This is a genomic window from Aristaeella lactis, assembly GCF_018118585.1.
In the GTDB taxonomy this organism is placed as follows: domain Bacteria; phylum Bacillota; class Clostridia; order Christensenellales; family Aristaeellaceae; genus Aristaeella; species Aristaeella lactis.
Genome location: NZ_CP069421.1, coordinates 1,396,029 through 1,422,409, shown reverse-complemented (window position 1 = coordinate 1,422,409; position 26,381 = coordinate 1,396,029). Strand labels below are relative to the sequence as shown.

Genomic DNA, 26,381 nt, shown 5'->3' with positions numbered 1-26,381 from the left:
AAGCGCCCTGTATCACACGGGCCAGAGCAGGTGTAGTTTCGCGTAGAAATCCCCCAGGAGGTACCGGCTGTCCATATCCCGGTAGACCAGGATCTTCCTGGCAACGGGGAGCGGTGAATAACTGGTGTCTTCATTCACATGGCAGACCGTTTGCCATTCTGTCCTGCCACAGGCAGGATGCAATACAGCGGCAACGGAGGGGGAGTCTCCCAGGGCCCAGCTTTCACCCTGTGTCCATGAAGCGGCGGGGGTAGCGTTGTAGGCTACCATCTGGTCAAAGAGATATTGACCGATCGCTCCGTAAGGCATAACCTGCTCCTGCAGTTCCGCAAGGCCGACACGGATGCTGCCATAGACATTGGAGGGAATCTGCCAGACAGGGGCTTCTGACTGCAGCACCTGATTGGCGGCATCCGGATCATTGCCGAAGTTGAATTCCTTCCAGGGAATCTCCTGCATATCATACGGATGTCCGCCGATGGTGACGATGGTTACTTTATCCGCAATATCCGGCGCTTCCGCCAGCGCACGGGCTATGTTGGTCAATGCGCCCATGCAGAGCAGGAAAAGGGGATGGATATCCGGTGTGCGGGCTTCCCGGATGATGAACTGAACCCCTTCAGAGGGCTCTCCGGTTTCCCCGGGGCCTTCCTCGCCGTGAAGCACCGGCACATCCGATTCCATGGCCCGGGTAACACGCAGGGCGGCTTCCCGGCTTTTTTCCATGGAACCCGGCTGGGCAAAATGCTCCGCCACAATGGCCCTGACGATGAGCTTGGGACTCATGAGTGCATAGGCGATGGCAAAAGGATCATCCGCCTCACAGGCGGTGTCGGAATCGATGATCACCCGTACTTTTTTGGAATCCACAACATCATATTTCAGCATGGTTTTTCTCCTGAAAATGTATATTATCCACTGGCTCTGATGAGTGTATTGTATCAGAACGCAACCCGTCATGCCAGCGTGAAACTGCATGGACAGCACCGGAGGGGTATGATAAAATTCCGTATTGTGGCGGCCTTGTGCCGCGGCAAAAACGAGAAGGGTTAAAAACGACATGATTCAAAACAAACGTGACCTTGGAGGAATGAAGACAAAAGACGGTAAAGTGATCCGCAACGGCATGCTGGTTCGTTCAGCAAAGCTTGCCGAGGCGGAGGAGAATGACCTGAAAGGGATCGCGACGATCATAGACCTGCGGACCGAGGCGGAACGGGAAGAAATGCCGGACCTGACCTGCGGAAGGGAATATCTTCCCGTGCCGGTTTTCAATAAGATGAATGAGGGAATCAGCCATGAGGAAGAAGCGGAAAACAAAGCGATTCCCGACATGGCAGTGCTGTACGGCATCCTGATGCGGGTGTATGCCGATAACTTCCGGAAGATCCTGAAAACCATCCTGGAGCATGACTACAGCAAAGGCGCGGTCCTGTGGCACTGCACGGAGGGCAAGGACCGCTGCGGGATGACCACGGCGCTGGTCCTGGAAGCCCTGGGCGTTGACCGGGAAACTATCCTGGAGGATTACCTGAAAACCAACCTGATCAACCTGCCAAAGGCTGCCAAAGTCCGCGAGAAGCTGCTGGAGACCCATGGCGAGGAAGTAGCCGAAGGCGCCTACCGGGCCTATATCGCGGATGAGAAGTATATCCGGGCAGCATGGGAGGAAATGGGCAGCGATTACATCCGCGGAAGGCTGGGCATCACAGACGGGGAACTGGAAGCCTTCCGGAAAAAGATCCTGGAGTGAACAATAAAGGTCCATCGGTTATTAGCCGATGGACCTTTTTCTTTTCAGATCCGGATCTGGAAACCATCAAATTCAAACAGTCCGTTTCCCTGCCGAAGCAGGCCCTGCTGCTCGATCTGAGTGAACCCGTCTTCCACCCGGCTGACCAGGGAGACAGGTATATCCAGCCGGTGATGGCCGGGCAGGATCCTGCTCACCTCATACTGACTGATCCGTTTCACGGATTTGTACATGAGAATCGGATCCGTGGTCGGATAAAACGCGTCCAGGCAGCCTTCATAGACCAGATCGCCGGTGTACATATACTGACGGTCCGGCTCATAAAAGCAGCAATGGCCGGGAGAATGGCCGGGCGTATGAACGACCCGTATTTCCCGTCCGCCGGGGTCCAGGCAGTCACCGTCACGCAGAATGATCTGCGGTTCACCCTGGAATATCCGGTAATCCTCCGGGTTGAATCCATCGGGGAAGTCGCAGGGACGCATGGTGAGACTGTTTTTGACCGCCTGAAGCGGGAGAGGGAAGCGGACAGCCAGCCAGTCCTTTTCCAGCTCATGGACGGCGATGGTATCAAAAAGCCCGTGGCCGCCGATGTGATCCCAGTGGACATGGGTGGTTACCACTGTGACAGGCAGGTCTGTTAACCCTTCCACAACTTTCCGAATGCCGGAGATCCCAAGGCCTGTATCAATGAGAATGGCCTTTTCACGGCCGCAAAGCAGGTAGCAGTGGGTTTCCTCCCAATGCCTGTATTCGCTGATGGCATAGGTTTGGGAATCGATCGTTTCAACGGTGAACCAGCTGTCCATCTCAGGGTTTCCTCTCCGCGTCCTCAGTTTTGTCAGCCAAGCTTTTTCAGGTAGAAGTATTCCGAGAAACCGTCCTCTTTGTTGTCATAGTGGCCGACGCATTCATAACCGAGGGTCTCGTAGAATTCTTTACCCTGCCAGTCGTAGGTATCCAGACGGATGTTGTTGACGCCCATGGCGGCAGCCCGCTTTTTCATTTCACGCATCAGCCGCGCGCCGAGGCCCTTCCGGCGGTACTCTTCATCCACAAACACAGTGGATACGTACAGGACCTTAAAGTTGGTGACGCAGGCATCCAGGCCGGCAACCAGTTTTCCGTCATCCTCAATGCCAATCCGGATCTCGCCGTCCATTTTGTAGGTGATGTAGCTTTCATCGAATGCTTCCAGCCGTTCTTCGATGTCCTCTGCCTGTTCCTCAGTCAGATCAATGATAGTCATACGTGTTTTCTCCTCTCTGGTATTTATCGTCTGCGGCCTTCACGGTGGAAGAAGTAGCCCAGGTTAATCCTGACTTCACGCCGCCCGATATCATTGTTTGTGTAACAGCAGGTGTCAAAGCCGATGAGTTCAAATCCCTGGCTGAGATAAAAAGCGATGGCTTTGGTGTTACAGGACTGGGTTTCCAGAATGACCGCCCGCCGTTTCTGGTTTACAGCGATTTCCTTGGCTTTATCCATCAGGCGTTTCCCGATGCCCTTGCGGCGGAGTCCTTCAGAAACCCACAGTTCGGTGACCATCAGCCTGTTGGACCATTCCTCGGGGCAGACCTCAATGCAGGCCAGCATTTCCCCGCCAGGTCCGACAATGCCGTAGGCTTCAGCTTTTTCCCAGTGGTCCTGGTACAGTCCGTCCGGGAAATCATATTCCTCAGGTGTGTGAACGATGTCCTGCTCCGCGGGTTTCCGGACAATAGATATGGTGCATCCGTCATGGCCCAGCGGGCTGATCTCAAAATCATAATAGCTGTCGTTCCGGGTTGCCATCGGAATCGGAGTTCCTTTCCACTGTTCCTTCGGCAGCGCAACGATCTCGTATTGATTGTTTTCCATTTTATTCTCATCCTTTTGCAAGTATTGTTTTCAGATCCTCATAAGATTCCCTGATCCACCGGTGGGGCATCAGCAGAAGATTGTGGTCAAACTGATAACTGATATAAAAGAAACAGGCTTCGTCCAGGGACTGTTCAGCCAGCTGTTTCAGCATGTCATAATACGGCGGCAGTCCTTCCTGATCCCAGGAGATCTTATCCGCGATAAAGATGACCTTGTCATACAGACCGGCATTCTTTTTCAGCGTTGTATGGCATTCAACCGCATCCAGGATATCCGGGTCATGAATACCAAACTGTTCCTCAGCCAGGATACGGGAGATCCTCTGGTGAAGCAGGAAATGATACTTTTCCTCGGCGGGATCCAAAGGCATCCTGCGGCTGACAGCCAGGTCATACATTGCCTGCGGCGTCATGACGGCGCTGATATCATGGAGCAGCGCGGCCAGACGGACCTTGTCCTGATCCAGGCCATGTATGACAGCAAGCTGAACGGCTGTTTCAGCCACCTCTTCCACATGCTTCAGCGTTTTTACTTTCTGATGATCCAGATAGGTGTTCCTGATGGAATCAATCATGCCATATCCTCCGCAGCCGGCTTATTTATCCCCGGGTTTCCAGGGCTTCGGCGTCAGGAGGGAAGTTTTGCCTATATCCGGAAGCACATCATAGATGGAGCAGCCCATCTCTTTCTCAAAGGCGTCCTTGATTGCAAAAGCGATCTCCCAGCCTTTGATATAGCCTTCCATGATCCCGTGGCGCCTGACAATATCCACAAAACGTTTTTCCAGGATGACAAAGCCATAGTCAGCGGCCAGGGAATCACACAGCTGGATCAGCCTGTCGTAATCATTCGCCCGGCAGTCCATGATATAGGCCTTGATGGCTTTTTCAGTTTCGGTTTCCGGATCATAGTCAAACTCATCCTGCATCCGAAGGTAGGAATGGGTCATGCAGATCCTGGCAGCCTCGTCCCAGCCTTTTTGCATACAGTACCGGTAACCTTCGAGCACATGCGTGGGAATATCCACAATGCCGACCCGACGGCCGATATCGTGGAGCAGTCCGACAATATAGGCTTTTTCAGGATCCAGCGACGGCAGCTTTTCAGCGATATTCCGCGCGGCGATACCGGTGTTGACCGAGTGCCTGATCCAAGGTCCCGGATTCAGTTCCCCGGCCAGTTTCAGTTCTTTCAGTGCTTCTTCCACTGTCGGTAACATATCAGTCTCCAATGCTTACAGAATTCCCCGGCGTTTTGCCTCTTCGATCATCTTCGGCTGGATGAGGGGATAGGTCCAGCTGTCGGTCAGTTCATCTGTCAGGACGATCTTTTCGATCTCGCTGTGCAGTTCTTCGTCAAAGCGCCGGATATCCGAATAGTAAAGCATGCCGAAGGTTTCCTGACCGTCAAAGTTGTCCGGCGCGGTTACAGAGTAAACGCAGACAGGCGTAAGGCTGAAATCCAGCGCACCTGTTTCCTCATACAGTTCCCGGCGGGCGGTCTCAATAATCGCTTCTTCGTTTTCCCTGTGGCCTCCCGGAATCTCATAGGTATTCCGTTTCTTATGCTTGCAGAAAACCCATTTGCCGTTACTCCTGGCAATGATGACGGCGAACTTCAGCAGCGCGTCATCCACATTATCATAAAACCGGACTTCAACCATTGCCTTTGCTTGTTTTCCTTTCCGTGTTTCAGGACTCCATGATCCTGCCCGCGATACGTTCGACAGACAGGCCGGCGGTGTCCATTGGGTTTTCCATACCGGCAAAGGCAGGAAGGGAAGCCAGGCTGACTTTCAGCCATTCATCTGTTCGCCATTCGCAATTATGATCGTTTTCCCAGCGCCGGATCAGGTTCTCCCGATCACAAACCAGGGTAACGCTTTTCACTTCCGCCTGCAGGGCGGCAAGCCCGTCAGTGATGGCCCGAAGGGCCCACGGGTCATCCATGAGCCAGACCAGCACGATCATTTTGCAGACGGAGCATTTCATGTAGTTGCCGATCATGTGCAGGATATTATCGACAGCCATGGATTTCGTTTCCCGGTTTCCGACAAAGGGATGGAGATCCAGGCACCAGTCTCCGTCAATAAAGGCGGTGCCGGGATAATGGTCCGCGATGTATTTGCCCACGGTGGTTTTGCCCACACCCATCGGGCCGTTAAGGATGATCACTTTCATACTGAGCTCCCTGTTGTATACCTGACCCGGTTCAGAACTGTGAAAGGAAGATACTGAGCACCATCCAGGCGGCCAGGGAATAGAAATTGCCATGCTTATCCCGGCCGGTCCGGAAAATCTCCTGCGCCTGTTTCCGGTCCAGCAGTTCAAAGCCGTTGAACAGTTCAGAACCTTCCGCACCGTTCTGGTTCAGGTCATCCAGATTATCCAGCGTGATCTCCGCACAGAGGAAGGCATTGCTCTCGTCCGTCATGCCGGGGGAGGAGAAAGCACAGGGATTCAGGACATAGACCTTATCGCTTTCCTTGACTGTGAGACCAGTTTCCTCCCGGATCTCGCGGATCGCGGCGCTTACCAGGGGATCATCGTTTTCCCGGTCATCCGGATCCAGCAGGCCGGCCACAGGACTCAGCAGGAACTGTCCGACAGGGTAGCGGTATTCATAGGACATCAGGAGACGGGTTTCATTTCCAGACAGATGCAGCACAACGGCGATCGTCACGGCGTCCGGCAGCATCTCCCGGAATTCCGCATCGCTCTTTTTCGCAGTGAGGTTCTCTTTTCCCCGGCGGGTAGCCACAAAATAATGCTTACCTTCCGCGTACTGCAGGTCATACATGTTCAGGAACCGTGCTTCATACAGTGCCTCAATATGATCCTTGTTGATTTTGCGGTTCATCTGAGGATGCTCCTTTCCGTTGTGTGTCTCCGGGATGACGGCTGAACTGCCGCCGGGACAGTGCTGTGCTGCACAAACGATCTTCCAGATTATATCATAACCCGATCCATAAGAACATGATTTCCCTTGCGGTTATCAGTCCAGAAGACGGGCGATGACCGAGTCATAATCCGAATCGATCAGGACTACCTGTTCGCCCGCGTTCTGATAGCCCATGATCAGTTTACGGTTGGATTCCTTCAGGCTTGCGGCGCTGCAGTCCGAGTCATCCATCCTGTCTTCTATTTCAGAAGCATGACCGGCAATCTGTTCAAAATGAGTGTCGATATACCCGTCCGTCATGACAAGGCAGATAAACCGGAGGGAGGGCAGGTATTCATCGTCAAAATCCTTCTGCCAGTCAAAGGGGATATAGCAGCCTTCGACGATCAGGTTCTGCCGGTTTTCAACGGCGGTTTTGATCATTTCCCGGACGATGGGCCAGAGATATTCTGTCAGGGCATCGTCATCATCCGGAGTCAGAAGGGTGTTTCCGCTGCGGATCAGGCCCATTTTCAGGTGGTCAATGGAAAGATAAGGGTAATGGTATTTCTCCAGCATCCGCTGGGCCAGCAGCGTTTTACCGGTATGGGACGCACCGGCGATCAGTATAACCATATTCATTCTCCATCCGTTTTTATATCAGAGATACTTTCCAGCCGACGAAAATCGCCAGCCATCTTTTCATAGATCCCCCGCACCCTTCCGGTGTCCGCACCGCGGAGGAACTGATACCAGAAGAGGAAGGAGGTGATCACGTTGGCAGCGGCAATATGGCCGGCAATGGCGGCCGTATCCACCGTACGGCCGGTCAGTTCCAGCACCGCGTCCGCATAGGACTGTAGGAGGAAAGCAGGATCAACAGAAACTCCGTCGGAACCCAGGCGGCTCATGAAGAAGCTCAGGTCGCCGGAGGCTCCGCCCAGGTTTACACCCTGCCAGTCACAGACCAGGATGTTTCCCTGTTCATCCGTCAGTAGGTTATCAAAGTGGAAATCCCCGTGGGACAGGACACGCTCTTCTGTGTCATGCCACTCAATGATCCGGTTGATCTTTTCCGCAATGGCTTTGAGCGGCGCTTCGTCAAAAGCTCCGGGATGCTCATCCAGGATGCTTTTCCACCCGTCAAGGCATTCCTTAATGCGCCCGGTGGAAAGGCGTTCCGCAGGGGCTTTATCAGCGTTCAGGAAAGCGGGCACTGTATCTATATGGATCCGGGCCAGGGTGTGTGTGATCCCGCGAAGCAGGGTATCGTCAAGGGCACTGCGGTCCGGACTGCCGTATTTCTTCAGAAGCAGGATGATCTCATCCTCCGAGATTTCCACGTTCAGCACCTGCGGTAGATAGTCCGCAGTGCCTGCCTTAGCCTGATAAAACAGCGCTTCCCGGGAATAGGTATCGAACCGGGAGGGCTCCAGCCGGCTGCGCTCTATATGCTTCAGAACGGTATCATTGCCGATCTCCCAGACATCCGCGCCGCTCTGGCCGGTCCTGATCTCTTTTATCCGGTTTCCCCTGAGGTAATCCTGCATGTTCATAAACTGCATCCTTTCTGACAACAGACTGATAATCCATTGTATTACTTTTCCAGGATGATATTTATGATCTTACTTGTGATACTTTCCAGGTCCTTTGATCCGTCAACCACGTAATCCGAGGAGGGAAGTACAGCGTCCAGCATCTGTACGTAGGCAATGCGGGCATATTTGAGGTAGACATCCATCTCTGTCCGGATCTCATCGGCGGAGGCATCTTTCATGTCCCGGAGCACCCTCCTGGCCATGGCGATATCCAGCGGGGTATCAATGAAAACGGCGCAGTCGATATAGCCCCTGATCTGCGTGTTCAGATACGCAAATGGGTAATCCAGCAGCAGGTAATCATACGCGTTGCTGTCCATGATCTTTTCGATGTCCGCCTTCAGGGGTGAAAGATCCCATACGTCATAATCCGCTCCGTCCAGGACCCACTGATGGAAATCTTCCACTTCACCCTCAAAGGAATAATCATCAAAGTGCAGGGAAGCGCAGCGGGGCAGATGCTTTTTGATCTCATTGACCACGGTGGTTTTCCCACCGGCTGTTACGGCGGCTATGACGATGATCTTCACAGGCTTCACACCTTCCAGTCATTTCTGTTATCAGCAGTTCTGAATACAGTCGTTCAGTTCCCGGATCTTATATCCCACGTCTTCCGGACAATGGGCGTCCGAAGAAGTGATTATTTTCACGTTGTGCTTCTTCAGGATGCGGAGCAGTTCCGGTTCCATGCCAAGGGAAGTGCCGGGGCATCTCCTTTCAGCCCCGCTGTTCTGATCCGCGTACATATTGTTTTTCGCAAGCGCGGCAGCCAGGTCTTCATAATATCCGGTCAGCGGGTAGGAAGGTTTATGACCAAAGAGCTTTATAGTATCCGGATGACCGATACCGTCAAACAATCCGCTTTCAGCCAGTGCAACCGAATCTTCATAATACCTGCGGAAGATCCTGTCCACATCAATCCCGGCCCAGTGTTCCGCTTTATGGTCAAAAGCAAAATCATCAACGAAATGCATGCTCCCGAGCAGGAAATCAAAGCCTTTGCCTTTGGACTGCTCAGCGATGAAGGATTCATGTTCCCTGAAATAGCATATTTCAAGACCGAATCGAATCGTTACGGGATACTGCTCATTCCGGACCTTCCTGATCAGCTCCAGGTAATCCGCCAGTTTCAGCACGCCGGCCTGGCTGTGGAACCATTTGTTTACATAGTCGCTGTATGCGCATACGGAATCGTACATCGGGACGAATTCCTCAAACCGGTAGCAGTGCTCCAGAAGCCGTATTTCGTCAAGCTGCATCTCAACGGCTTTTTTCACAAACTCATTGATCCATTCCAAAGTATAGGGTCCGCGTTCAATATGGATATGACCATCCGTCATATGAGTCATCTGTTATCTCCCTAGTCTGTAATATTGCTGAATTGGTCATTTGCCGGGTTCCACCGCGTAAGCGACACAGTCCAGGATGAAACGCCGGGTCATTTCCCCGAAATCCGCACCGCCCCACTCCCAGGCAGGACTGTCCGCACTGAGCGGATGACGGTCGGAAACCATGAGGATCACAGTATTCCGGATGCCGTAAAGATTGCTGATGTTTACCAGCGCGGAGGCTTCCATATCCACAGCCACACAGCCCATTTCCCGCCAGCGCTGTTCCTTGCTCCAGGTCTGCCTGTAGACGGCATCGGTGGTTACGGTGGATTTCCGGCACACCTGATATCCTTTTTCCATGAAAAAGGAAGCGATGCTGTCAAAGGGGGCAGGAGGAGTGACCTGCGCGAACCCGGGAGATTCCAGGTAGTGCAGGGAGGCGCCTTCTTCACTCCATATTTTTTCAGGCAGGAGGATATCGCCGACAGACAGGTTTTCACCGAATCCGCCGCAAAGCCCGACGAGTATCACTTCCTGGACGCCAAGGACGCGGAGGGTTTCTATTGTACAGGTGATCTGAGGGGCAGCGTAGCCGCCGTGAAGAAAGCAGACACCGGGAATGCCGTTAATGCCAAGCACCTCGGAATGGGTGATGAAGCCGGGGAGTTTTTCCATGATCTGAAAACAGGAATAATGCTCCTTCAGAACGGGAATCCCTTTCCCCAGGCAGAAGACAACAGCCCTGGCCGGAAGTACCGGAACCTGCATTCCGGGGTATTTGCTTTTTATCTGTGAGACAGGATCTATGACAGGGGCAGAATGATCATCCGGATTATACCAGGGCATGACTTTCAGCTCCTTCCGTGTTCACCGCAGAATCTGTGTGAGTTTTGCAGGCCAGCTTTCGTCATTATACCTGATTGTGGGTATATGGATCAAAACAGCCCTGCCGCCGAATTTGCGCAGCAGTTCCCAATAAGCTTCGTTGCACAGGTATTTTGTCGGGCGTTCTGAAACACAAGTTCTGATTCCGGAAGCTTCCAGCTGTTTCCGAAGGGCATCTGTATCGAGACAGGTTTCAAACCGGCTGCCTCCTTTTTCCGCGACCTTTTCGATCCGGAACGAATCCTTCAGGTTTTTATCAACACCAAAAAGATACACAGAACCACAGTCTGCTTTGAGCGCTTCAATATCTTTCTTGAGCCCTGTAAAAGAATTTGTGAGCAGGGAATGGTCAGGTGAGACTGACCGGACCAGAACGGCAGAGGCGTTGCTTTTCCCCTTAAAGCCTATGAAAAACGCACTGCCGGTACGGTCATACCGATATCCGTCCGGAATCCTGATATACGCCCGGATATGTTCGCCCAGCGGACGTTCCACAATCTGCGATATGTTGTCCTTATTACCTTCCGCTACGATGAGGGTGTTTCCGCGTTTCCGCAGAACAATGCCGATATGGTCATGCTCCTGATTGTTGAAGACCCGGTCATAAAGAACAATATCACCGGCTTCCGGCACAAAGGTATCCGTTCCTTTATGATAACCGATCCGGTCATCGCCAATCGCCCACTCTTCCCAGGCAATACATCCCGCCAGATGGCAGGACCTGCATTCGTCCGGCCGGATGGGGAGATCAAACCCTGCTTCCCTGCAACAGTAGTACACGAAGGCTGCACACCATACGCCGTCTGCTTCCTGCAGGGTCCACCCGGGGAAAAACCGGATAAGGGGCTCAAGATTGGATTCCTTGCCTTCAATATACCCATGAAAGGGAAGCCGGGCTTTTTCTTCTGCGATCGTTGCCAACGCTTTTCGGGTTGCTTTTTCCATGACTGTCCCAACCTTCTTTATGGCTTCCTGGCCAGCTGCAGATCAATGGTATCATCAATTGTGATGGAACCGCCATACCGGTTGACTGCCTCTTCTATCGCGTCATGGAAAGGTTCCCGGACGCTTTCCACGATGGCAATATGGTCCGAGTAAGTTCCGATCAGCGATCGGTATTCAGCGGCTGTCAGGATCCGCTGCCTGTGAAACAGGGCATACCGCGTATCGGTAAACCCGTATTTATCCGCAATTTTCGCTATCGCTGCTGCCCGGTCTTCCGTAAACCCGGCAGGTTTTGCCGGCTGCTTTTTGTAATAAGGATAATAGTACTGAGCATAGGCATGCTGTATGGCTTCGGACAACTCCGGATTATCCTTTGCCTGGTACGGATGATTGGCAAACCTTGCAAAGGCACCGCCCGGCTTCAGGACCCGGAAAACCTTCGGATATCCGGTTTCCTCCGGAATCCAGTGGAAGGCGGTTGCAGAGTATACCAGGTCAAACGCATTCTCCGGAAGGCAGGCGTCCTCAAATTTGCCGGTAATCACTGAAAAACGGGGATAATCACGGAACTTTTCCCTGCACACCTGTGCCAGCCGATCACCGTATTCCACCGCAGTCAGTGCACAGCCGGTTTTCAGGACGGGCGGTGCTGCCTGTCCCGTACCGATGCCGATTTCCAGGGCTGTGCAGGCGGGACCAAGCTGAACATATGCGAATACCGCCTGATACAATTCCTCCGGATAACCGGGACGGAGCTTTTCATAGACCTCCGGTACAGCGTTGAAGGTCCAGCCTTTTCCATTGTTTATCTGCATCTGTTTCAGTCTCCCCGTCACAGCATTCAATCTTTTTTGGTTATTGCTTCAGGTAGTAGTCGACCCGGATTACCGTGCCGTCCGGGTAAGTGTTCGTTCCGGATTTTACAAGCTCCGTAAAACCCCAATGGGCGTAGATCGATTGATTGACCGTTTCTTCGGGTTCCACACCGAGGAGAAACTTCGTGAATCCCCGCTGCTTCAGGTCCTCCAGCATAAAGGAAAAGAGCCTGGAAAAATACCCTCTGCCCCGCCAGGCTTCCACGGTCCGGAAGGCTCCGAGATAAGCGGTGTGTTCATCCATCACATCCCTGCAGTCCGGAAGCAGATCCTGCCGGATGAAGGCTGTTGCCTCGCAAATGATGTTTCCGTCCAGAATGCCGTAGTAGGGAAGGGAAACGCCTGAAAGGCGGCCGCTGATCGCTTCGGCCTTCCAGGTGATCCAGTTATCCCGGTCAGAGGGATTGCTTTCGATCTCATAATCCCATTTCCGATCCATTTCCTCCGGGGACGCGATCTTACAGATAAACTTCTCTTCCATGGAAATCTCCCCGCACTGCAGTTTATCAAACCGTTTCCTGAGGCTTTTTTGCCAGATACAGGACGTAGGTATCATTGAAAACGATCCTGTTACCGGCATCCAGCACAGCTTCCTTCAGACCATTGAAGAACAGGCTTTTGTAAGGTTCCGGGATCACGAGGGAAGTGCAGTGGGTTCCGCAGTATGAAACGTATTCATCCGCGGTAAAGACGCGTTTTCCATAATATTCACGCCGTTCAAAATCCACATAGCCGTAAGCGGGGGCGTTGGTGTAGGAGAAGGGAGCATGCATTTCTGTATAGCGTGCTTCCGGCTTGAAATAATTGGCATAGACTTCCTGAATCCGGTTATACAATGCTTCGTTCGGAGTCCTGTAATCATCGCTGGTCAGCATCATCGCGAGTGTTCCGCCCGGCTTCAGCAGGTCAAAGGTTTTTGAGAAGGCAACAGCTTCCGGGATCCACTGGATCGTTGCCGCGGAATAGATCATATCAAACTTCTGTGTTCCGTAATCATGGGTGATGAAATCATCATTCACGATATGGAAGTTGGAACGGCTGCCGTATTTTTCCTTCATTTTCTCATACAGGTGTTCGCCCAGCTCGATCGCATGATAATCGCAGCCGGTATCCAGGATCGGATCTGTTGCCTGGCCTGTTCCGGGACCGATCTCCAGTACCGGCACATCGGGGCCTATCCCGGCATAGCTGATCAGATCAGCAAAGAGTTCGGCGCTGTATCGGGGTCTGAATTTGTCAAACTGGTCGGGGATCTTATCAAACACTTTCCTGTATTCCATCGTTTTTATGCCTCCTTTTATTTTCAATTTACAGATGTTCCCTGAAAAAGGAACGGTATTCAAAGAGCTTCCGGATGATCTGCTCCCTGTTGGCTGCATAGAAGGCCATAATCGTATCGGCAGTCCGCTTTGCCAGTTCGACCTGTTCCTGTGTGACGGCACCGCCCGCAAACGAATCCTCCAGTTCTTCCATATCCAGAACGACCGGTTTTCCGTCCCGCAGGATGACAACGTCCAGGAGCAGGTCGGTGAATACGGCATTTCCGTCAGCAGACACTTCGTTCTCCAGGGTGATGTCAATATACTGTTCGAACAGCTCATCATCCCGGAACATGGCGGTCAAAGCCCAGTGACCGTTTTCTGGGACGAGCTCCAGCCACTGGTACCCCTTGTCCGCGATACACATTTCACCCCGGACGGAATTGACATATTCCGGCTTTGGGAGACCTGTGAAGGTCAGCAGCCCGACCGCACCGGCAAAGCAGTCATCCCGGTGATACATACAGGCAAATTCCCGATCGGTATCGGAATACCATTCCCGCCTGTCCAGGTGCTTCTGTTTCAGCTCTTTCACGATGTTCCGCTCCTTATTTCCGCACTCATTCCTTAATCGCAATGGCGGTGAATTCGCCCGGCAGCCTGTCATCTTCCCAGGAGGGATGTTCATCAAACTGCTTCAGGGTGAAGCCGCTGCGGATGATGGCGTTCAGGATCTCGCTGATGGTGTATTTCCTGAGGCTGCACTTCGGCATCTGACGGCGGATCTCATCCTCAAAGAACCGGGAATGGGCCATTTCAGCCTCAATGATATCAGTGGAGAAATAACTCATAACAGGCATTCCCATTTTCAGGCTGTCATTGATCTTTGTGAAGGGATGGAAATCACTGCAGATCATTTTTCCGCCGGGCTTCAGCAGGGAATACATGATCCTCATAAACTCATCGATGTCATGGAAGTAATGGAGAATCCCGCCTTCCATAAACACTACGTCAAAGGAACTGCCATACTTCTCCAGGTCAATCTCCAGGACATCACACACTACATAATGGAGACAAACATGCGCGGCTTCCGCCGTTTCCATGGCGTACTGCCTGTTCTGCTCGGAGATATCGAAAACTGTCACATCTGCCCCAAGCAGTGCCAAGGGGATGGCCTTCTTTCCGCAGGAGCCGCAGATATTGGCGATCCGGATGCCTTCATAACGGTCGAAGTAGCGCGCGTACTTCCTCAGCATCTTTTCGGGGGCGGCCATATCTTCCTTTGCCCGTTCAGCCGGGGTTCCGGCGTGCGTGACCCAGAAATCATAGGCGTTGTACTCCCAGGCTTTCTTGTGCTGCTTGCTGTACTCTTCCATAGTTCCGCTCCTTTATGATATTTTTGACGGTCAGAGAAAAGAATTGCCGAGGGGAAAGAATCAGTTGTTTGCTGCCTGCTGCAGCTTCTCCCATTCATCACGGGTGATGGCAAACGCGTATGAGACGGTGTTCTTCGGGTCCGGATATTCCTTGATCTTTTTCATTCCGTTGGCCAAGGCCGTGAACCAGGATCCTATGTTTGTGTACTTCATATAGGAATAGAAGGTGTCGTAATCCGTGTTACGGAAACCCCAGTCCCGGACAGCCCGGGCTGCTTCCTTCGCGAACCCGCGCCTCCAGTACTTTTTATGAATATGATAACCGATTTCCGGCAGGATTTCACCATCGATATTCTGGAGGGTGATGCCGCAATCCCCGATGAATTCACCGGTTTCCTTCAGGATAATCGCCCAGAGACCGAAACCGTATTTCTCATAATTGTCCAGGTTCCAGGTGATCCAGAGCCTGGTTTTCTCCTCATCATAGGGAGCTGGATAATGCTGCATGGTCTCCGGATCGGACAGGATCTCGTAGAGGGAAGGGAAATCATCGAGGGTGTACTCGCGGAGGAGAAGGCGGGGAGTTTCGATCATGGGGGCCTCCTTGTATGGGATTTCCGGCTGAGGCCGGAAATTACTTAAAACTTAAGACTTAAAAATGAATAATGAATAATGAATAATGGCGGAGGAAAGCGCGTGGAACGCGCTTTCTTTGAATGTAATTTACGGAGTATTGGGCAGGAGGGGAGAAAGGTCGCCTTTGTGCCAGATGGCCAGACGGTGCAGGGGACGGGTCATCATGACATACAGGATGCGGCAGAGAAATTCATCATCCGGGAAGTTTTCGGCGGAGGCATCGCAGATACCCACGCAGTCAAATTCCATGCCCTTGACAATGCTGGCCGGGAGGATGAGCACGCCTCCCCGGTATTCGGCATCCGTTTCCGAAAGCAGATGGGCATCCAGTTCCTGACCGATCTGCCGGTACAGCTTCTTTGCCTGTTCCGCTGTTTTTTCGATCAGGGCGATGCTGTGATAGCCTTCCTGCCGCCAGACACGCACCTGGTCACAGATCCGGGAAAGACGCTCTTTTTCACTCTCTGCCCGGATGATCTTCGGGGCTTCACCATGCCGCAGCACCGGCTTTGTTTCACAGATGCCCGGGATTGGATAACGGGCGGAAACGGTCTGGGCCAGGTTCATGATCTCCACTGTGTTCCGGTAGCTGACGGTCAGCTGTTTCAGATTCGCCTTGTTTTCAAAGATGGGCTCCTTCCATTCCTCCCAGCTGCGGATGCCCTCATCCGCCAGGATCCCCTGATAAAGGTCTCCGACCAGGGTGAAGGTGGCCGCGGGATTGGCCTGCTTCAGCAATTCAATCTGGAAGGGAGAGAAGTCCTGGCATTCGTCAATGACGATATGCTTCATCTGCTTTGTCTTCAGCCCGAAGACCGCTTTGCAGATCATTACCAGCATCGGCAGGTCTTCCTGCCGCAGGGCTTCCTCTTCGGTATAAGCTTCCGGCACACATTCCCGGAGGAAAGCCCGGTAGAGACCCGGCAGATCCGGAAGGGCAAATCTTTCCCGGTACCGGTTCATATATTCTTCCGCCCGGGCATCAATCTCCTTATACCGCTGATCCCGGACCGTGTACAGGTCCTTGATCTTCTGCTGCCGCAGGGCGCTTTCCCGCATGTTGGCCCGGATCTTCAGAACCATCTGCTCCGCATTGGCGTTGTACCGTTCTTTCAGGATGGCCGCGGCGGACTGGACACGCTTCCGGACGATCTTTTTCAGCTCGCTGACGCGCTGCTCCAGCGGGAAATAACGGAGATCCCGGAGGAAGATGTTTTCCAGTTCCTTTCGGTCCATGAGGGGAACGCCGGCCATTTTGAAACCGTTCTCCGGCAGCACGGAATCCTGCAGGCGATCCAGCCAGTTTTCCAGCTTCTTCATGACGGAAAGGGAACCTTTCAGACGGAGCAGCCGGCCGGCTTTTTCCCGTTCCGCTTCCGTGAGGGACAGGTTCTTTTCCAGCCTGCTTTCCCGCAGGATCTTCGGCATCCGCCGTCCCATGCCTTCCCGGCACCAGCTTTCAAAGGTGGTCTGGACAACCCGTTCCACGCCCAGATCCGGAAGGACCTGGGAGATATAGGAGAGGAAGAGCGGGTTGGGGGCCAGGATCATCATGTTTTCCGGCCGCAGGGTTTTCTGGAAGGTGTAGAGAAGGTAGGCGATCCGGTGAAGCGCGATGGTGGTTTTTCCGCTTCCGGCCGCTCCCTGCACCAGCAGGTTGGAGGAGAGGGGATAGCGGATCACAATGTTCTGTTCCGCCTGGATCGTTGTGACGATCTCCTTCAGGCGGTCCGAGGAAATGCTGCCCAGCACGCTCTGCAGGTATGCCTCCTGGGAGACGATCCCGCTGTCGAACAGGCTGATCAGTTCCCGTTCCCGTACTGTCAGCATGCGCTTTAGGGTCAGTTCTCCCTCCACGTGGCCGTCCGGGGCCTCGTAATCCATTTTCCCGATCTGGCCGGAGTAGTACAGGTTGGCAACGGGGGAACGCCAGTCCACCACAACAGGGGTCAGCGCAACAGGATCCAGGACACCCCAGCGGCCCAGGTACCAGGTTTCCGGAGAACTGCCGGCGGGAGTGAAGTCCAGCCGGGCGAAGTATGCCTGGCCGATGGCCATGGCGAGCTGCCGCAGTCGGTCCAGCTTGGATTTGAACAGCTGGAGGTATACCTCCTCCTGGTCATCGGGAATAATGTTCGCGTGAACGTCCATCTCTTCGCCGGCTTTTGCCCCGGTGAGGGCTTCCACTTCCCTGATCTCCCGGTCAATGGTATCACAGGCCTGCTGAAGATGAAGATATTCTTCCTTCGCGGATGGATGTTCGGGTAATGTGACTGATTCCATAATCGTCCTTTCCCGGCAAAAATATAAAAGCCTCTGCCGTATTTTTTCTACGCAGAGGCTTACGGATTCTATGTCCTGCAAGCGTGTGGAAGTGCATAATAACAGAACGAAACCGGTTTTGTCAAGGACGATTTGCACATTTTTGCACAATTTACATTTTTTACAAAACAGCGATGCTCTGAAAGCTTTTTACAGGGTTTCCTCAGATTCCGGAACGTACCTGGCCCGTTCACCGCCGACCAGCAGGGGACGGGTACGGGCAGCGGTGATCCGTGCTTCGCCGACCCGGGAGATGCTGAGACGCACGGGTACAGCCACACGGCGCAGATGCATACCGATCAGGGTCTGGCCGATATCCAGACCGGCATCCGCCTGGACAGCCAGAACTGCCACGGGGTCTTTAAACCGTTTCCAGGCAGCAGTGGCCAGGGAACCGCCGGCTTTGATCCGCGGTATAACCCAGACGATCTCATAACCATAGCGTTCCGCGGTTTCCCTTTCCATAATGAGCGCCCTGTTCAGGTGCTCACAGCACTGGAAAGCGGGTGCCACGCCGGCTTCACGACATACTTTCATCACGGCTTCCACCACTGCTTCTCCATATTCATAGGTGGAGTTATGGCCGATGGTGCCGCCGGCGATCTCACTGGAACTGCCGCCGATGACCAGCAGTTTTACCGGATTAAAATGCGGCCGGTTTTCCTGAAGCAAAGCGGTGACAGCCTGCTCCGCCTGCGCAGATACCTGTTCTGTGGTGATACCCATAACGGATCAATCCTTTCAGGTTTCCCGTGATCCATCCCAGATGGAAAACGGAAGAAGATCATACCGGATATTATACATCACCGGGCGGGCACTTCAAGCCCGCCCGGTGATAAAGAATATCAGACCCATTCCCTGTTGATCCGGATATAGATCACCTTCATGATTTGTGCCAGGACAGTGTAGACAACCATCAGGCCGGCCATCCAGGCCAGGAAGGTGAGCGGCATAACCGGCAGACTGAAGAGCACCGCAATTCCGGTGAAGCCAATCAGCAGCGTGATGATACAGACAAGCACGGTGGACAGTGTCAGCTGTTTTGAAGCACGGTCCTGGATGAAGGGAATCTTCGGTGTGCGGATTGTATGGATAACCATGGTCTGGGAGATAACGCCGAACATGAACCAGCCGCACTGGAAGTATCCCGCGAGGGAAGTGTTGTTGTATTTGAACACAAACCACAGAACCAGGAAGCAAAGTACATCCAGCACCGTACTGAGCAGACCGAAGAAGATCATAAACTTCTTGATGCCCGGAATATCCCAGCGCTTCGGTTTTTCGATATACCGGTCTTCCACATGGTCGAAGGGCATGCCCAGCTGGGCAAAGTCATTCAGCAGGTTCTGCACCAGGATGTGGATCGGAAGCATCGGCAGGAAGGGCAGGAAAATACTCGCGATCAGCACGGAGAACATGTTGCCGAAGTTGCCGCTGACGGTCATCTTCAGATACTTGGACATGTTCGCAAAGGTCCGGCGGCCTTCGATGACGCCCTCCTCCAGCACCTGCAGGTCCTTCTCCAGCAAAATGATATCCGCAACTTCCTTGGCGATATCCACGGCGGTATCCACGGAAATACCGACATCCGACTGCTTGAGGGGCAGGCTGTCGTTGATGCCGTCACCCATATAGCCGACGATGTGGCCGTTGGACTGGAAGGCTTTTACGACGCGCTGCTTCTGATAGGGAGAAAGCTTGGAGAAAATATGGCATTTCTCGCAGGCTTCCTTCAGCTCCTCATCGTTCATGGCCTCCACTTTGGCACCCGTGAGGGTATAGCCTGTGTCAATGCCCAGGCGTCCGCAGATGGCAACGGCAACGCCTTCGTTGTCGCCGGTCAGGACCACGGTACGGACGCCGTTCCTCTGCAGGGCGGCAATAGCTGTGCCGGCGGAAGGCTTCGGCGGATCAAGGAAGCCGACAAAGCCGATCAGCACCATGCTGCTCTCGTCCTGTACACCGAAGGTTTCCACGTCATGCACTTCGTTTTTCTGGGCTACGGCAATGACGCGAATGCCTTCCGCGTTGTTTTCATCCGCAATCTTCTGCGCGTTGGCGACCAATTCAGGCGTGATGGGCTTTACTTCGCCGTCGATCTCGATGAAGGAGCAGATGGAAAGCATTTCCTCAACGGCACCCTTGGTGATCAGCTGGCGCTTACCCTGCTTGTCCCGCAGCACAACGCTCATCCGGCGGCGGCTGAAGTCGAAGGGGATCTCATCCTCACGGTTGTAAGCTTCCTTCAGGAAGGAAAGGTCTTCTTTTTCCGCCCGGCTGATGATGGCCAGGTCCATCAGGTTTTTCAGGCCGGTCTGGAAATAACTGTTCAGGAAGGCATGACGGAGGATCCGTATGTCTTCGCGTCCCAGCACGTCCATATATTTTTCCAGGACGATCTCATCCTGGGTCAGGGTGCCGGTTTTATCCGTACAGAAGACATCCATTTCGCCGAAGGTCTGGATGGAACTGAGACGTTTGACGATGGTCTGCTTGCGGGACATATTGACAGCGCCCTTGGCCAGGGAGGATGTCATGATCACGGGGAGCATTTCCGGCATGATGCCGACGGCGATGGTGATGCCGAACATCAGGGATTCAAGCCAGTTGCCCTTGGTGATGAAGTTGGCAATGAAGATGATGGGCACCATGATCACCATGAAGCTGATAAGCAGGCGGCTGATGGAACTCAGGTTTTCCTCAAAGCTGCTCTTGTCCTTATAGGTGTTCAGGCTTTTGGCCATACTGCCGAAATAGGTACTGTTTCCGGTGGCCAGGATCACGCCCTTCGCGCTGCCTGAAACAATATTGCTGCCCATGAAGCCGATGTTGTCGATATCCGTCAGGCTGTCGCCGTCCGGATCGGGCCCGGCAAATTTTTCGACGGGATTGCTTTCACCGGTGAGCTGGGACTGGTCAATGAAGAGGTCTTTGGATTCAACAAAGCGTACATCACCGGGGATCATGTCTCCGGAAGCGAGCTTCACGATATCGCCGGGAACTGCCTCATCAATGTCAATCTCCATGACGCTGCCGTTGCGGATGACGTCGATCTTGTTGGCGATCATCTTCTGCAGCTTCTGGGCCGCGTTGTTGGATTTTTCGGACTGGACGAAGGAGATGATGCCGGAGATCAGAATGATCAGCACCAGCATGATAAAGGTGGCGGGATTCGGCTGATCCGCCAGGATGACATCCGTAATCAGCGTGACGATCGCAACGATCATCAGGACAATATTGAATGGATTGATCAGGGCTTCCCTGATCCGGCTGAGAAGACTGTTCTCACTGCTGACGTCAATGATGTTCCTGCCGTACTCCTCCAGACGTTCGGCAGCCTCCACCTGGTTCAGACCGTCAGGTTCTGTTTTGAGCCGCTCAAAAAGCTGATCATCATTCAGACGGCTGACAGCAAGCAGGTTCTGCTCCACTTCACGAGCCTTGTCATTTTTCTGCTCGGCCATATTTATCATCCTCCCGATCAGTAATATGCCTGTTTTCGCCTGGTAACAGTATAAACCAACTGAACAGGCTGTCAATAAAAAACACAGGGTAAAAACCCTGTGCCTGAGCATGCACGGAAATATATGCTCTGTAAAGCATGATGGCTATTCCTGCCGGGCAAACATCCGGTCCAGCAGCTGACGGAGATCATTTTCCTTCTCCCGGATATACCGGATGCGGCTGAGGGTGCTGCGGACTTCCGAGATGCCCATTTCACGCTCGTTTTCGTCCCGGCACTGACCCAGGGCGCGGGTAATGTTGTATTCCAGCCATTCAATCCAGGTATAGGCAAGGCCCAGGACGTTTCCGTAATCCCTGAAACCGTTATCCCAGGTTTCCAGGTATCCGTCAAGGAAGGCTTTGGTTTTTACCGGATCCAGATCGCAGGTGGTGATGCCGGACCACTGCAGCGAAAGCTGGATGACACTGGATACAGGGTTACCGTAATCCAGACACTCCAGATCGATCATTACCGGCCTGCCCTCATCCCACATAACGTTCTTGGGATCCATATCGTCATTGGTGATGCACCCGATGTCAGGCAACGCCTGCCGGGCGTTGTTCAACGCTTTCTGCGCATCGTTCAGCAGCTGTTCATTTTCTCTCAGCAGGGGAGCGATGACGCTGTCCAGCCTGCAGGCTTCCGCAATGTATTCCGACCAGTGAATGGCGCTCAGCTCGGGATCATGATGATCTGTATGGCGGGGCTGCAGCGCGTGAATCCGGGCCTGCAGGATCCCAGCCTGCCTGCACTGATCCGGAGTGATGTTGTTCCAGTCTGTGATACTGCCGTTCTGCCAGCGGAAAATATAGAAGTATTCTCCGTCCAGTTCCTGCATTTTCCGGCCGCTGATCGATAAGGCGGCTACGACCGGAATCCCGGCATCTTCGATTATCTGTTCCAGTTTTTCTGCCCTGCGGTAGTTATCCATGACGCCCGGACGCTTCATGATGCCGGGGTTCAGATGCTTTACGGCATAGGAATGATCCAGCGTGTTTACCCGGTACATTCTGTGCATCAAACCGCCGGATACGGGGGATACGGGAGGCAGGACTGTTCCCAGACCTGTCAGCTCAAACAGTCTGGCTATAGTGTTTTCAATCATTTTCAGTCTCCGAAATATCATCAATGCGGTTTACATATGTACGCTGAAATGATGGGATTCATCATGCATATCATAGATTGTGTTTCCGGTGTCGGCAATGAAACGCTGCTGCCATTTCAGCACAAGATCCCTGATCCGGAAAAGCTGTTCATTGCCGGGATCTCCGTATTTCGCGGCGAGCTCCGGCAGGGAAGGCATCTGTGAAAGATACCGGTCATCCAGGCCTTCCATGAAGGACAGGACCTCTTCCGCAGGCATGGCTTCAAACCGGGCTATGTTTTCCTGATCCAGTACCAGTGTCAGTGCCCGCTCATCAAAGGCCCGGGATCCGATGTCCGCGATCCACTCCGCTTCTGTCTGATGAGGGATCTTCACAAAGGTGTTTCGGATTTCTTCCGGCAGGGTGTCAAATTCCCTGCGGGTGATCCGCTGGTCCTGCAGGGTCCGGCCCCGGCCTTTACTGTGGGGAAGAAAAAAACTGAATCGGATGCCGGGATAAGCGGAAAGCAAAGCCCGGAGTTCTCTCATCTGATCCAGGTTGCTTCGCAGGAGCGGAATGCTGATGTTCACCGGCAGTTCTGCCTGAACGGCTGCTGACAGCATCCGCGTCATAAACCGATAATCGCCCTTCCGGCCGGCAAAGCGGTCATGATACTCCTCTGTACCATAGAAGGTCAGGTCGATGAGTTTTACGCCCTCAGCGCGGATCCGGCACATGAGGGCCAGCAGCTCCGGGTCATCCCGGAAAGCGAAACCGTTCATCTGGAGGAAACCGGCGCCGGGAGCGTCAAACTCCCCGGAAAAACGGATGTATTCCCAGAGGTCCGGCGTGTCCATGCAGTATCCAATGTAGAAAGAACTGCCGAGCTCCGGGCGGTTTTCCTTCAGTTCAGTTATTACACGGCGCGCGAAGGCCGTGCTTCGATGGAAATCCACACCGGAGACCTGACCGCAGGAAGAAAGCAGACAATGATGGCAATGTGCCTGACAGGGCACGCAGTAATTTGCAATTCCAAGATAAGTGGTTTTCATAATGGCTGCCTCACTTTATTGATGCGCAAGACCCGCAATATAGTAATCAAGCAGATCGTATATCCAGTCCCGCAGCCGGGAAAAACGGAAGCCAAGCGCTGTGGCTTTGTCTGTGTTGATACTGTATTCCGGTTCGCCGTTATACGGGGCGGGATCTCCGGAGGCTTCAATGATGGCTTTTTTCCCGGTTTTCTGTTCAACGAAGTCCAGAATCTCCCTGACGGAAACCGTGCCTTCCGAAGCGCCGTTTACGGCACCGCAGCAGTCTTTTTCTGCAAGAAAAGCCAGAAACTTTCCGGCTTCATCAGACCGGATGAAACTCATCTGATGATCCGCGTTATCAATGTGCATGGGCCTTGAATGGATGACATGATCTACATAGAAGAGCAGACGCCTGGTGTAGTCATCCCTGCCGATGACAAAGGGATAACGAACCGCAATCCAGTTCCGGTCAGGATACTTCTGCCACAGGGCACATTCTGCCTGGCGCTTGATCTCAGCATAGGGGAAATCCGGCCTGCCGCACCAGATCAGTTCCTTTGACAGGGCATCAAAATCAGATTCCACCGTGTTGATGTGCTTCGGTTCATATACGGCGGTGGTGGACATCTGGATATACTGATCAAAGTCCGCCGCGTCCATGACAGATTTTATATCATTGGAGCAGTAGGCCAGTTTGTCGATAATGACGTCGAAGCGCCTGCCGGACAACGCGTCCCGGACGCTTTGGGCATCAGTCCTGTCAAGAATGAGCCGTTTGACCCTGCTGCCGAAAGAATCGGCAGACAAGCCGCGTGTGGCGATCGTTACATCATGCCCGGATTTCAGAAGCTCCTCAATCATGGGAATCCCGAAGAATCGCGTACCGCCGATTACCAGAATATTCATAGGTGTGTCTCCATGATTTCCCGCAGGATGGGTTTAATCACCATAAAGCAGATCCTGGATGATGAAGTCCCGGGACAGGGGCGCCCAGTGGCCGGGAAGGCAGGTTTCAGGATTAACCCGGCGTATGGTTTCCGCCAGCTTGCCGGCCAGTTCCTGATCCACTTTCCAGCCGGGGAATGCCCCGCCTGTACAGTCGCCCAGGATCAGCATTTTTTCACCGGGTACCTCGACCAGGGTGGAATCGTCCGTGTGGGGCGCTTCAGCCTGGAAGATGCGGACAGGGCAGTTTCCGGGGTCCAGCGTCATCTCGCCCCGGAAAACCATATCCGGAAGGGTTACGATGACCGGTTTGTTATCCGCGTATTCACGCTGGATCGTATCATGCATGGAGAGGAAAAAACCGGATCCCTCTTTGGCCAGGCGGTCACGGATATCCCGCAGGTATTGAGTTGTCCGTTCATTGGCCAGGGTGAGCCCGTGAACCGCATGCATGCCGAAAGTGTGATCCCAGTGCCAGTGGGTCAGCACGGTAAGCTGCGGCAGGGGCAGGCCGGATTCTTCCAGTTCCCGATAAAACTCCCGTGTGTGTTCTTCAGAGTGGCCCGCGTCCACTGCCAGGCTCCAGCGGTCTCCGCGGATATAGCTGAGATTCGGGCGGTCCCTTTCTTCTTCAAAAGGATATACCCAAATCCTTTCTGTAATCTGATTCAGTCTCATATTTCATTATTCTCCTTGTTTTTGTTTCAGGTAAGCGCGAATCATCTCGATATCTTTCAGATCCTTTTCCCGGCCGAGTTTATGTTTCATCCCGATCAGGCCCTGAAGCGATACGACCTGATAACCTTCTATTGTTTCAACCTTGTCCTGAAGCCAGTTTTCGAAGATCTCAATGCTGTCTCCGATCTTAAACTGCCGGTTTCCGGATTCTGTGTACCGAAACGGGTAACCGTCCGCTGACAGACGATCAGCCAGCTTTGAACTGCAGCCCAGGTCTATGTCAGCGGTCTGCTTTTTGATCCCCCAGAGCACCATGGCGCTGCCGGCTATCACCCAGTACCCGTTTCTGTCATAGGGAAAGGATCGCAGCTGATCCAGGATCTCCTGTTTGTCCATAATGTCCTCCGTCAGCAGCTGAGCCGCATTTCCAGCATGTTGTTCTCAAAAAGACCGGTTTCCCTGAACCCCATGGATTCATACAGCCTTTTTGCGACAACATTACCGGGGATCACACCGGTATAGACCTCATTCACGTGGAAGCGTTCCTTCAGGAACGCGATCCCAAGCCTGAGGGCTTCCTTTCCGTATCCGCGGTGCTGGTGTTCCCGGCTGATCAGCAGCTTCCACAGCGTATAATAGTTTTTTGCCTCATAATAACCCATCATGATGAAACCGACGACTTCCTGATCGCTGTAAACAGCGAAAGGGAATGCGGCCTCCCTGTAAACATAGGCCTCGGCCAGGGATTCGGCCGTGGAAGAAACAAAGCCGGCCTGGCTGTCATAGATTTTCAGGCTGAGAACTTCATCCAGGTTTTCCTTTGTGACCGGCTGCAGATGTACCATTTTCTCCTCCGAAATTACAGATTCAGTTTACTGTGATCTGACAGATTAATCCAGTAACGGCGAATGGGTTCTTCATCAGTATCAACGCGAACCGTGTTTTCCAGGATGCCGCCGCAGTGCTCGACCGTCTTCCGGGAAGGAATGTTTCCTTCGTGGACGCCGATCAGGACTTTGTCGATCTTCTTTTCACGGGCCTGTTCCAGCGCCAGACGGAGGGCCTGAATCCCATATCCTTTCCCCCGTTCTTCCGGACGGATACCGTAGCCTATATGGCCCCAGGTCCGGAAACCTTCCACGGTCAGGTAATGCCGCAGGCTTACCGCTCCGATCAGCCTGCCGGATTCATCCACGACAAAATAAGAAGTTGTGGCGGCAAAGCGGGGATCCACGATCCCGTGTTCACAGTTATCCAGCATCCGGACCAACTGCGCATACTCCTCAAGGCTTGCAAAAGGAGCGTCCAGGAACCACGGCGCGATCTGTGTTTTGCTCTCACACCATTCTGTCATCATTTCGTTATATTGTTCATAATAAGCCAGGTCAGGCTTTACCAGATGCAGCTTCAT

The 26,381-nt window shown here is 53.3% G+C and carries 32 protein-coding genes; 1 reads left to right on the top strand and 31 read right to left on the bottom strand.

What is annotated here, in order from left to right; translation table 11 throughout:
• Positions 1-12: 12 nt before the first annotated feature.
• Positions 13-888, bottom strand: coding sequence for a nucleoside hydrolase (locus JYE50_RS06600; RefSeq protein WP_084097065.1), 876 nt, complete (start codon positions 886-888; stop codon positions 13-15).
• A gap of 172 nt (positions 889-1,060) precedes the next feature.
• On the opposite strand from JYE50_RS06600, the gene JYE50_RS06595 reads away from it, so the two are divergent.
• On the top strand, positions 1,061-1,753 hold the full coding sequence (locus JYE50_RS06595; RefSeq protein WP_084097063.1) for a tyrosine-protein phosphatase: 693 nt from the start codon (positions 1,061-1,063) through the stop codon (positions 1,751-1,753).
• A 44-nt stretch (positions 1,754-1,797) separates the two neighbouring features.
• On the opposite strand, the gene JYE50_RS06590 is transcribed toward JYE50_RS06595, so the two are convergent.
• From JYE50_RS06590 to JYE50_RS06445, 30 genes are all read right to left on the bottom strand, one after another.
• Complete coding sequence (locus JYE50_RS06590; RefSeq protein WP_084097061.1) at positions 1,798-2,562, bottom strand: MBL fold metallo-hydrolase; 765 nt, start codon at positions 2,560-2,562, stop codon at positions 1,798-1,800.
• Positions 2,563-2,594: 32 nt separating this feature from the next.
• Positions 2,595-3,002 carry a GNAT family N-acetyltransferase gene (locus JYE50_RS06585; protein WP_084097058.1) on the bottom strand — a complete coding sequence of 136 codons (408 nt, stop codon included), beginning with the start codon at positions 3,000-3,002 and terminating at the stop codon, positions 2,595-2,597.
• A gap of 23 nt (positions 3,003-3,025) precedes the next feature.
• Entirely contained in the window at positions 3,026-3,613 is a 588-nt protein-coding gene (locus JYE50_RS06580; RefSeq protein ID WP_084097056.1) for a GNAT family N-acetyltransferase, read from the bottom strand.
• Positions 3,614-3,620: 7 nt separating this feature from the next.
• Complete coding sequence (gene yqeK / locus JYE50_RS06575) at positions 3,621-4,190, bottom strand: bis(5'-nucleosyl)-tetraphosphatase (symmetrical) YqeK (RefSeq protein WP_084097054.1); 570 nt, start codon at positions 4,188-4,190, stop codon at positions 3,621-3,623.
• Positions 4,191-4,211: 21 nt separating this feature from the next.
• Positions 4,212-4,835 (bottom strand): HD domain-containing protein, encoded by a 624-nt coding sequence (locus JYE50_RS06570; protein ID WP_084097052.1) that lies wholly within the window; start codon positions 4,833-4,835, stop codon positions 4,212-4,214.
• A gap of 15 nt (positions 4,836-4,850) precedes the next feature.
• A complete protein-coding gene (locus tag JYE50_RS06565) occupies positions 4,851-5,279 on the bottom strand; it encodes an NUDIX hydrolase (RefSeq protein ID WP_084097050.1) in 429 nt (142 codons plus the stop codon).
• Between the two features lie 28 nt (positions 5,280-5,307).
• Entirely contained in the window at positions 5,308-5,796 is a 489-nt protein-coding gene (locus tag JYE50_RS06560; RefSeq protein WP_179138435.1) for an AAA family ATPase, read from the bottom strand.
• Between the two features lie 31 nt (positions 5,797-5,827).
• Entirely contained in the window at positions 5,828-6,475 is a 648-nt protein-coding gene (locus tag JYE50_RS06555; protein ID WP_084097046.1) for an NUDIX hydrolase, read from the bottom strand.
• A 135-nt stretch (positions 6,476-6,610) separates the two neighbouring features.
• The gene (locus JYE50_RS06550) at positions 6,611-7,132 is read right to left on the bottom strand and encodes an ATP-binding protein (protein WP_084097044.1); all 522 of its coding nucleotides are present in this window, start codon (positions 7,130-7,132) and stop codon (positions 6,611-6,613) included.
• Between the two features lie 2 nt (positions 7,133-7,134).
• A complete protein-coding gene (locus JYE50_RS06545; RefSeq protein WP_179138434.1) occupies positions 7,135-8,052 on the bottom strand; it encodes a phosphotransferase family protein in 918 nt (305 codons plus the stop codon).
• A gap of 41 nt (positions 8,053-8,093) precedes the next feature.
• Complete coding sequence (locus JYE50_RS06540; RefSeq protein WP_084097040.1) at positions 8,094-8,624, bottom strand: nucleoside/nucleotide kinase family protein; 531 nt, start codon at positions 8,622-8,624, stop codon at positions 8,094-8,096.
• 30 nt (positions 8,625-8,654) lie between these two features.
• Positions 8,655-9,443 carry a histidinol-phosphatase gene (locus tag JYE50_RS06535; protein ID WP_084097038.1) on the bottom strand — a complete coding sequence of 263 codons (789 nt, stop codon included), beginning with the start codon at positions 9,441-9,443 and terminating at the stop codon, positions 8,655-8,657.
• A 36-nt stretch (positions 9,444-9,479) separates the two neighbouring features.
• Positions 9,480-10,271: a nucleoside phosphorylase gene (locus JYE50_RS06530; RefSeq protein WP_084097036.1), complete on the bottom strand. Its 792-nt coding sequence runs from the start codon at positions 10,269-10,271 to the stop codon at positions 9,480-9,482.
• 21 nt (positions 10,272-10,292) lie between these two features.
• On the bottom strand, positions 10,293-11,255 hold the full coding sequence (locus tag JYE50_RS06525; RefSeq protein WP_084097034.1) for a CHAP domain-containing protein: 963 nt from the start codon (positions 11,253-11,255) through the stop codon (positions 10,293-10,295).
• Positions 11,256-11,272: 17 nt separating this feature from the next.
• Positions 11,273-12,070, bottom strand: coding sequence for a class I SAM-dependent methyltransferase (locus JYE50_RS06520; protein WP_084097032.1), 798 nt, complete (start codon positions 12,068-12,070; stop codon positions 11,273-11,275).
• 40 nt (positions 12,071-12,110) lie between these two features.
• Positions 12,111-12,611 carry a GNAT family N-acetyltransferase gene (locus tag JYE50_RS06515; protein WP_179138433.1) on the bottom strand — a complete coding sequence of 167 codons (501 nt, stop codon included), beginning with the start codon at positions 12,609-12,611 and terminating at the stop codon, positions 12,111-12,113.
• A 25-nt stretch (positions 12,612-12,636) separates the two neighbouring features.
• Positions 12,637-13,410, bottom strand: a complete 774-nt coding sequence (locus tag JYE50_RS06510; protein ID WP_084097028.1) for a class I SAM-dependent methyltransferase — start codon at positions 13,408-13,410, stop codon at positions 12,637-12,639.
• 28 nt (positions 13,411-13,438) lie between these two features.
• Positions 13,439-13,984, bottom strand: coding sequence for a DUF402 domain-containing protein (locus JYE50_RS06505; RefSeq protein WP_179138432.1), 546 nt, complete (start codon positions 13,982-13,984; stop codon positions 13,439-13,441).
• Between the two features lie 25 nt (positions 13,985-14,009).
• Positions 14,010-14,765, bottom strand: a complete 756-nt coding sequence (locus tag JYE50_RS06500; RefSeq protein ID WP_084097024.1) for a class I SAM-dependent methyltransferase — start codon at positions 14,763-14,765, stop codon at positions 14,010-14,012.
• Positions 14,766-14,825: 60 nt separating this feature from the next.
• The gene (locus JYE50_RS06495) at positions 14,826-15,359 is read right to left on the bottom strand and encodes a GNAT family N-acetyltransferase (RefSeq protein ID WP_084097022.1); all 534 of its coding nucleotides are present in this window, start codon (positions 15,357-15,359) and stop codon (positions 14,826-14,828) included.
• A 129-nt stretch (positions 15,360-15,488) separates the two neighbouring features.
• The gene (locus JYE50_RS06490; protein ID WP_084097020.1) at positions 15,489-17,684 is read right to left on the bottom strand and encodes a HelD family protein; all 2,196 of its coding nucleotides are present in this window, start codon (positions 17,682-17,684) and stop codon (positions 15,489-15,491) included.
• 189 nt (positions 17,685-17,873) lie between these two features.
• Positions 17,874-18,449: a TIGR01440 family protein gene (locus tag JYE50_RS06485; protein WP_143763684.1), complete on the bottom strand. Its 576-nt coding sequence runs from the start codon at positions 18,447-18,449 to the stop codon at positions 17,874-17,876.
• A 119-nt stretch (positions 18,450-18,568) separates the two neighbouring features.
• Entirely contained in the window at positions 18,569-21,196 is a 2,628-nt protein-coding gene (mgtA, locus tag JYE50_RS06480) for a magnesium-translocating P-type ATPase (protein WP_143763683.1), read from the bottom strand.
• A 135-nt stretch (positions 21,197-21,331) separates the two neighbouring features.
• Positions 21,332-22,333, bottom strand: coding sequence for a phosphotransferase enzyme family protein (locus JYE50_RS06475; RefSeq protein ID WP_179138431.1), 1,002 nt, complete (start codon positions 22,331-22,333; stop codon positions 21,332-21,334).
• A 30-nt stretch (positions 22,334-22,363) separates the two neighbouring features.
• On the bottom strand, positions 22,364-23,365 hold the full coding sequence (locus tag JYE50_RS06470) for a hypothetical protein (RefSeq protein WP_084097014.1): 1,002 nt from the start codon (positions 23,363-23,365) through the stop codon (positions 22,364-22,366).
• A gap of 15 nt (positions 23,366-23,380) precedes the next feature.
• Entirely contained in the window at positions 23,381-24,253 is an 873-nt protein-coding gene (locus JYE50_RS06465; protein WP_084097012.1) for an NAD-dependent epimerase/dehydratase family protein, read from the bottom strand.
• A 33-nt stretch (positions 24,254-24,286) separates the two neighbouring features.
• Positions 24,287-24,970 carry an MBL fold metallo-hydrolase gene (locus tag JYE50_RS06460; RefSeq protein ID WP_084097010.1) on the bottom strand — a complete coding sequence of 228 codons (684 nt, stop codon included), beginning with the start codon at positions 24,968-24,970 and terminating at the stop codon, positions 24,287-24,289.
• Between the two features lie 6 nt (positions 24,971-24,976).
• Positions 24,977-25,366, bottom strand: coding sequence for a hypothetical protein (locus tag JYE50_RS06455; protein WP_084097009.1), 390 nt, complete (start codon positions 25,364-25,366; stop codon positions 24,977-24,979).
• Positions 25,367-25,377: 11 nt separating this feature from the next.
• Positions 25,378-25,815 (bottom strand): GNAT family N-acetyltransferase, encoded by a 438-nt coding sequence (locus JYE50_RS06450; protein ID WP_084097008.1) that lies wholly within the window; start codon positions 25,813-25,815, stop codon positions 25,378-25,380.
• Positions 25,816-25,829: 14 nt separating this feature from the next.
• Entirely contained in the window at positions 25,830-26,381 is a 552-nt protein-coding gene (locus JYE50_RS06445; RefSeq protein WP_084097007.1) for a GNAT family N-acetyltransferase, read from the bottom strand.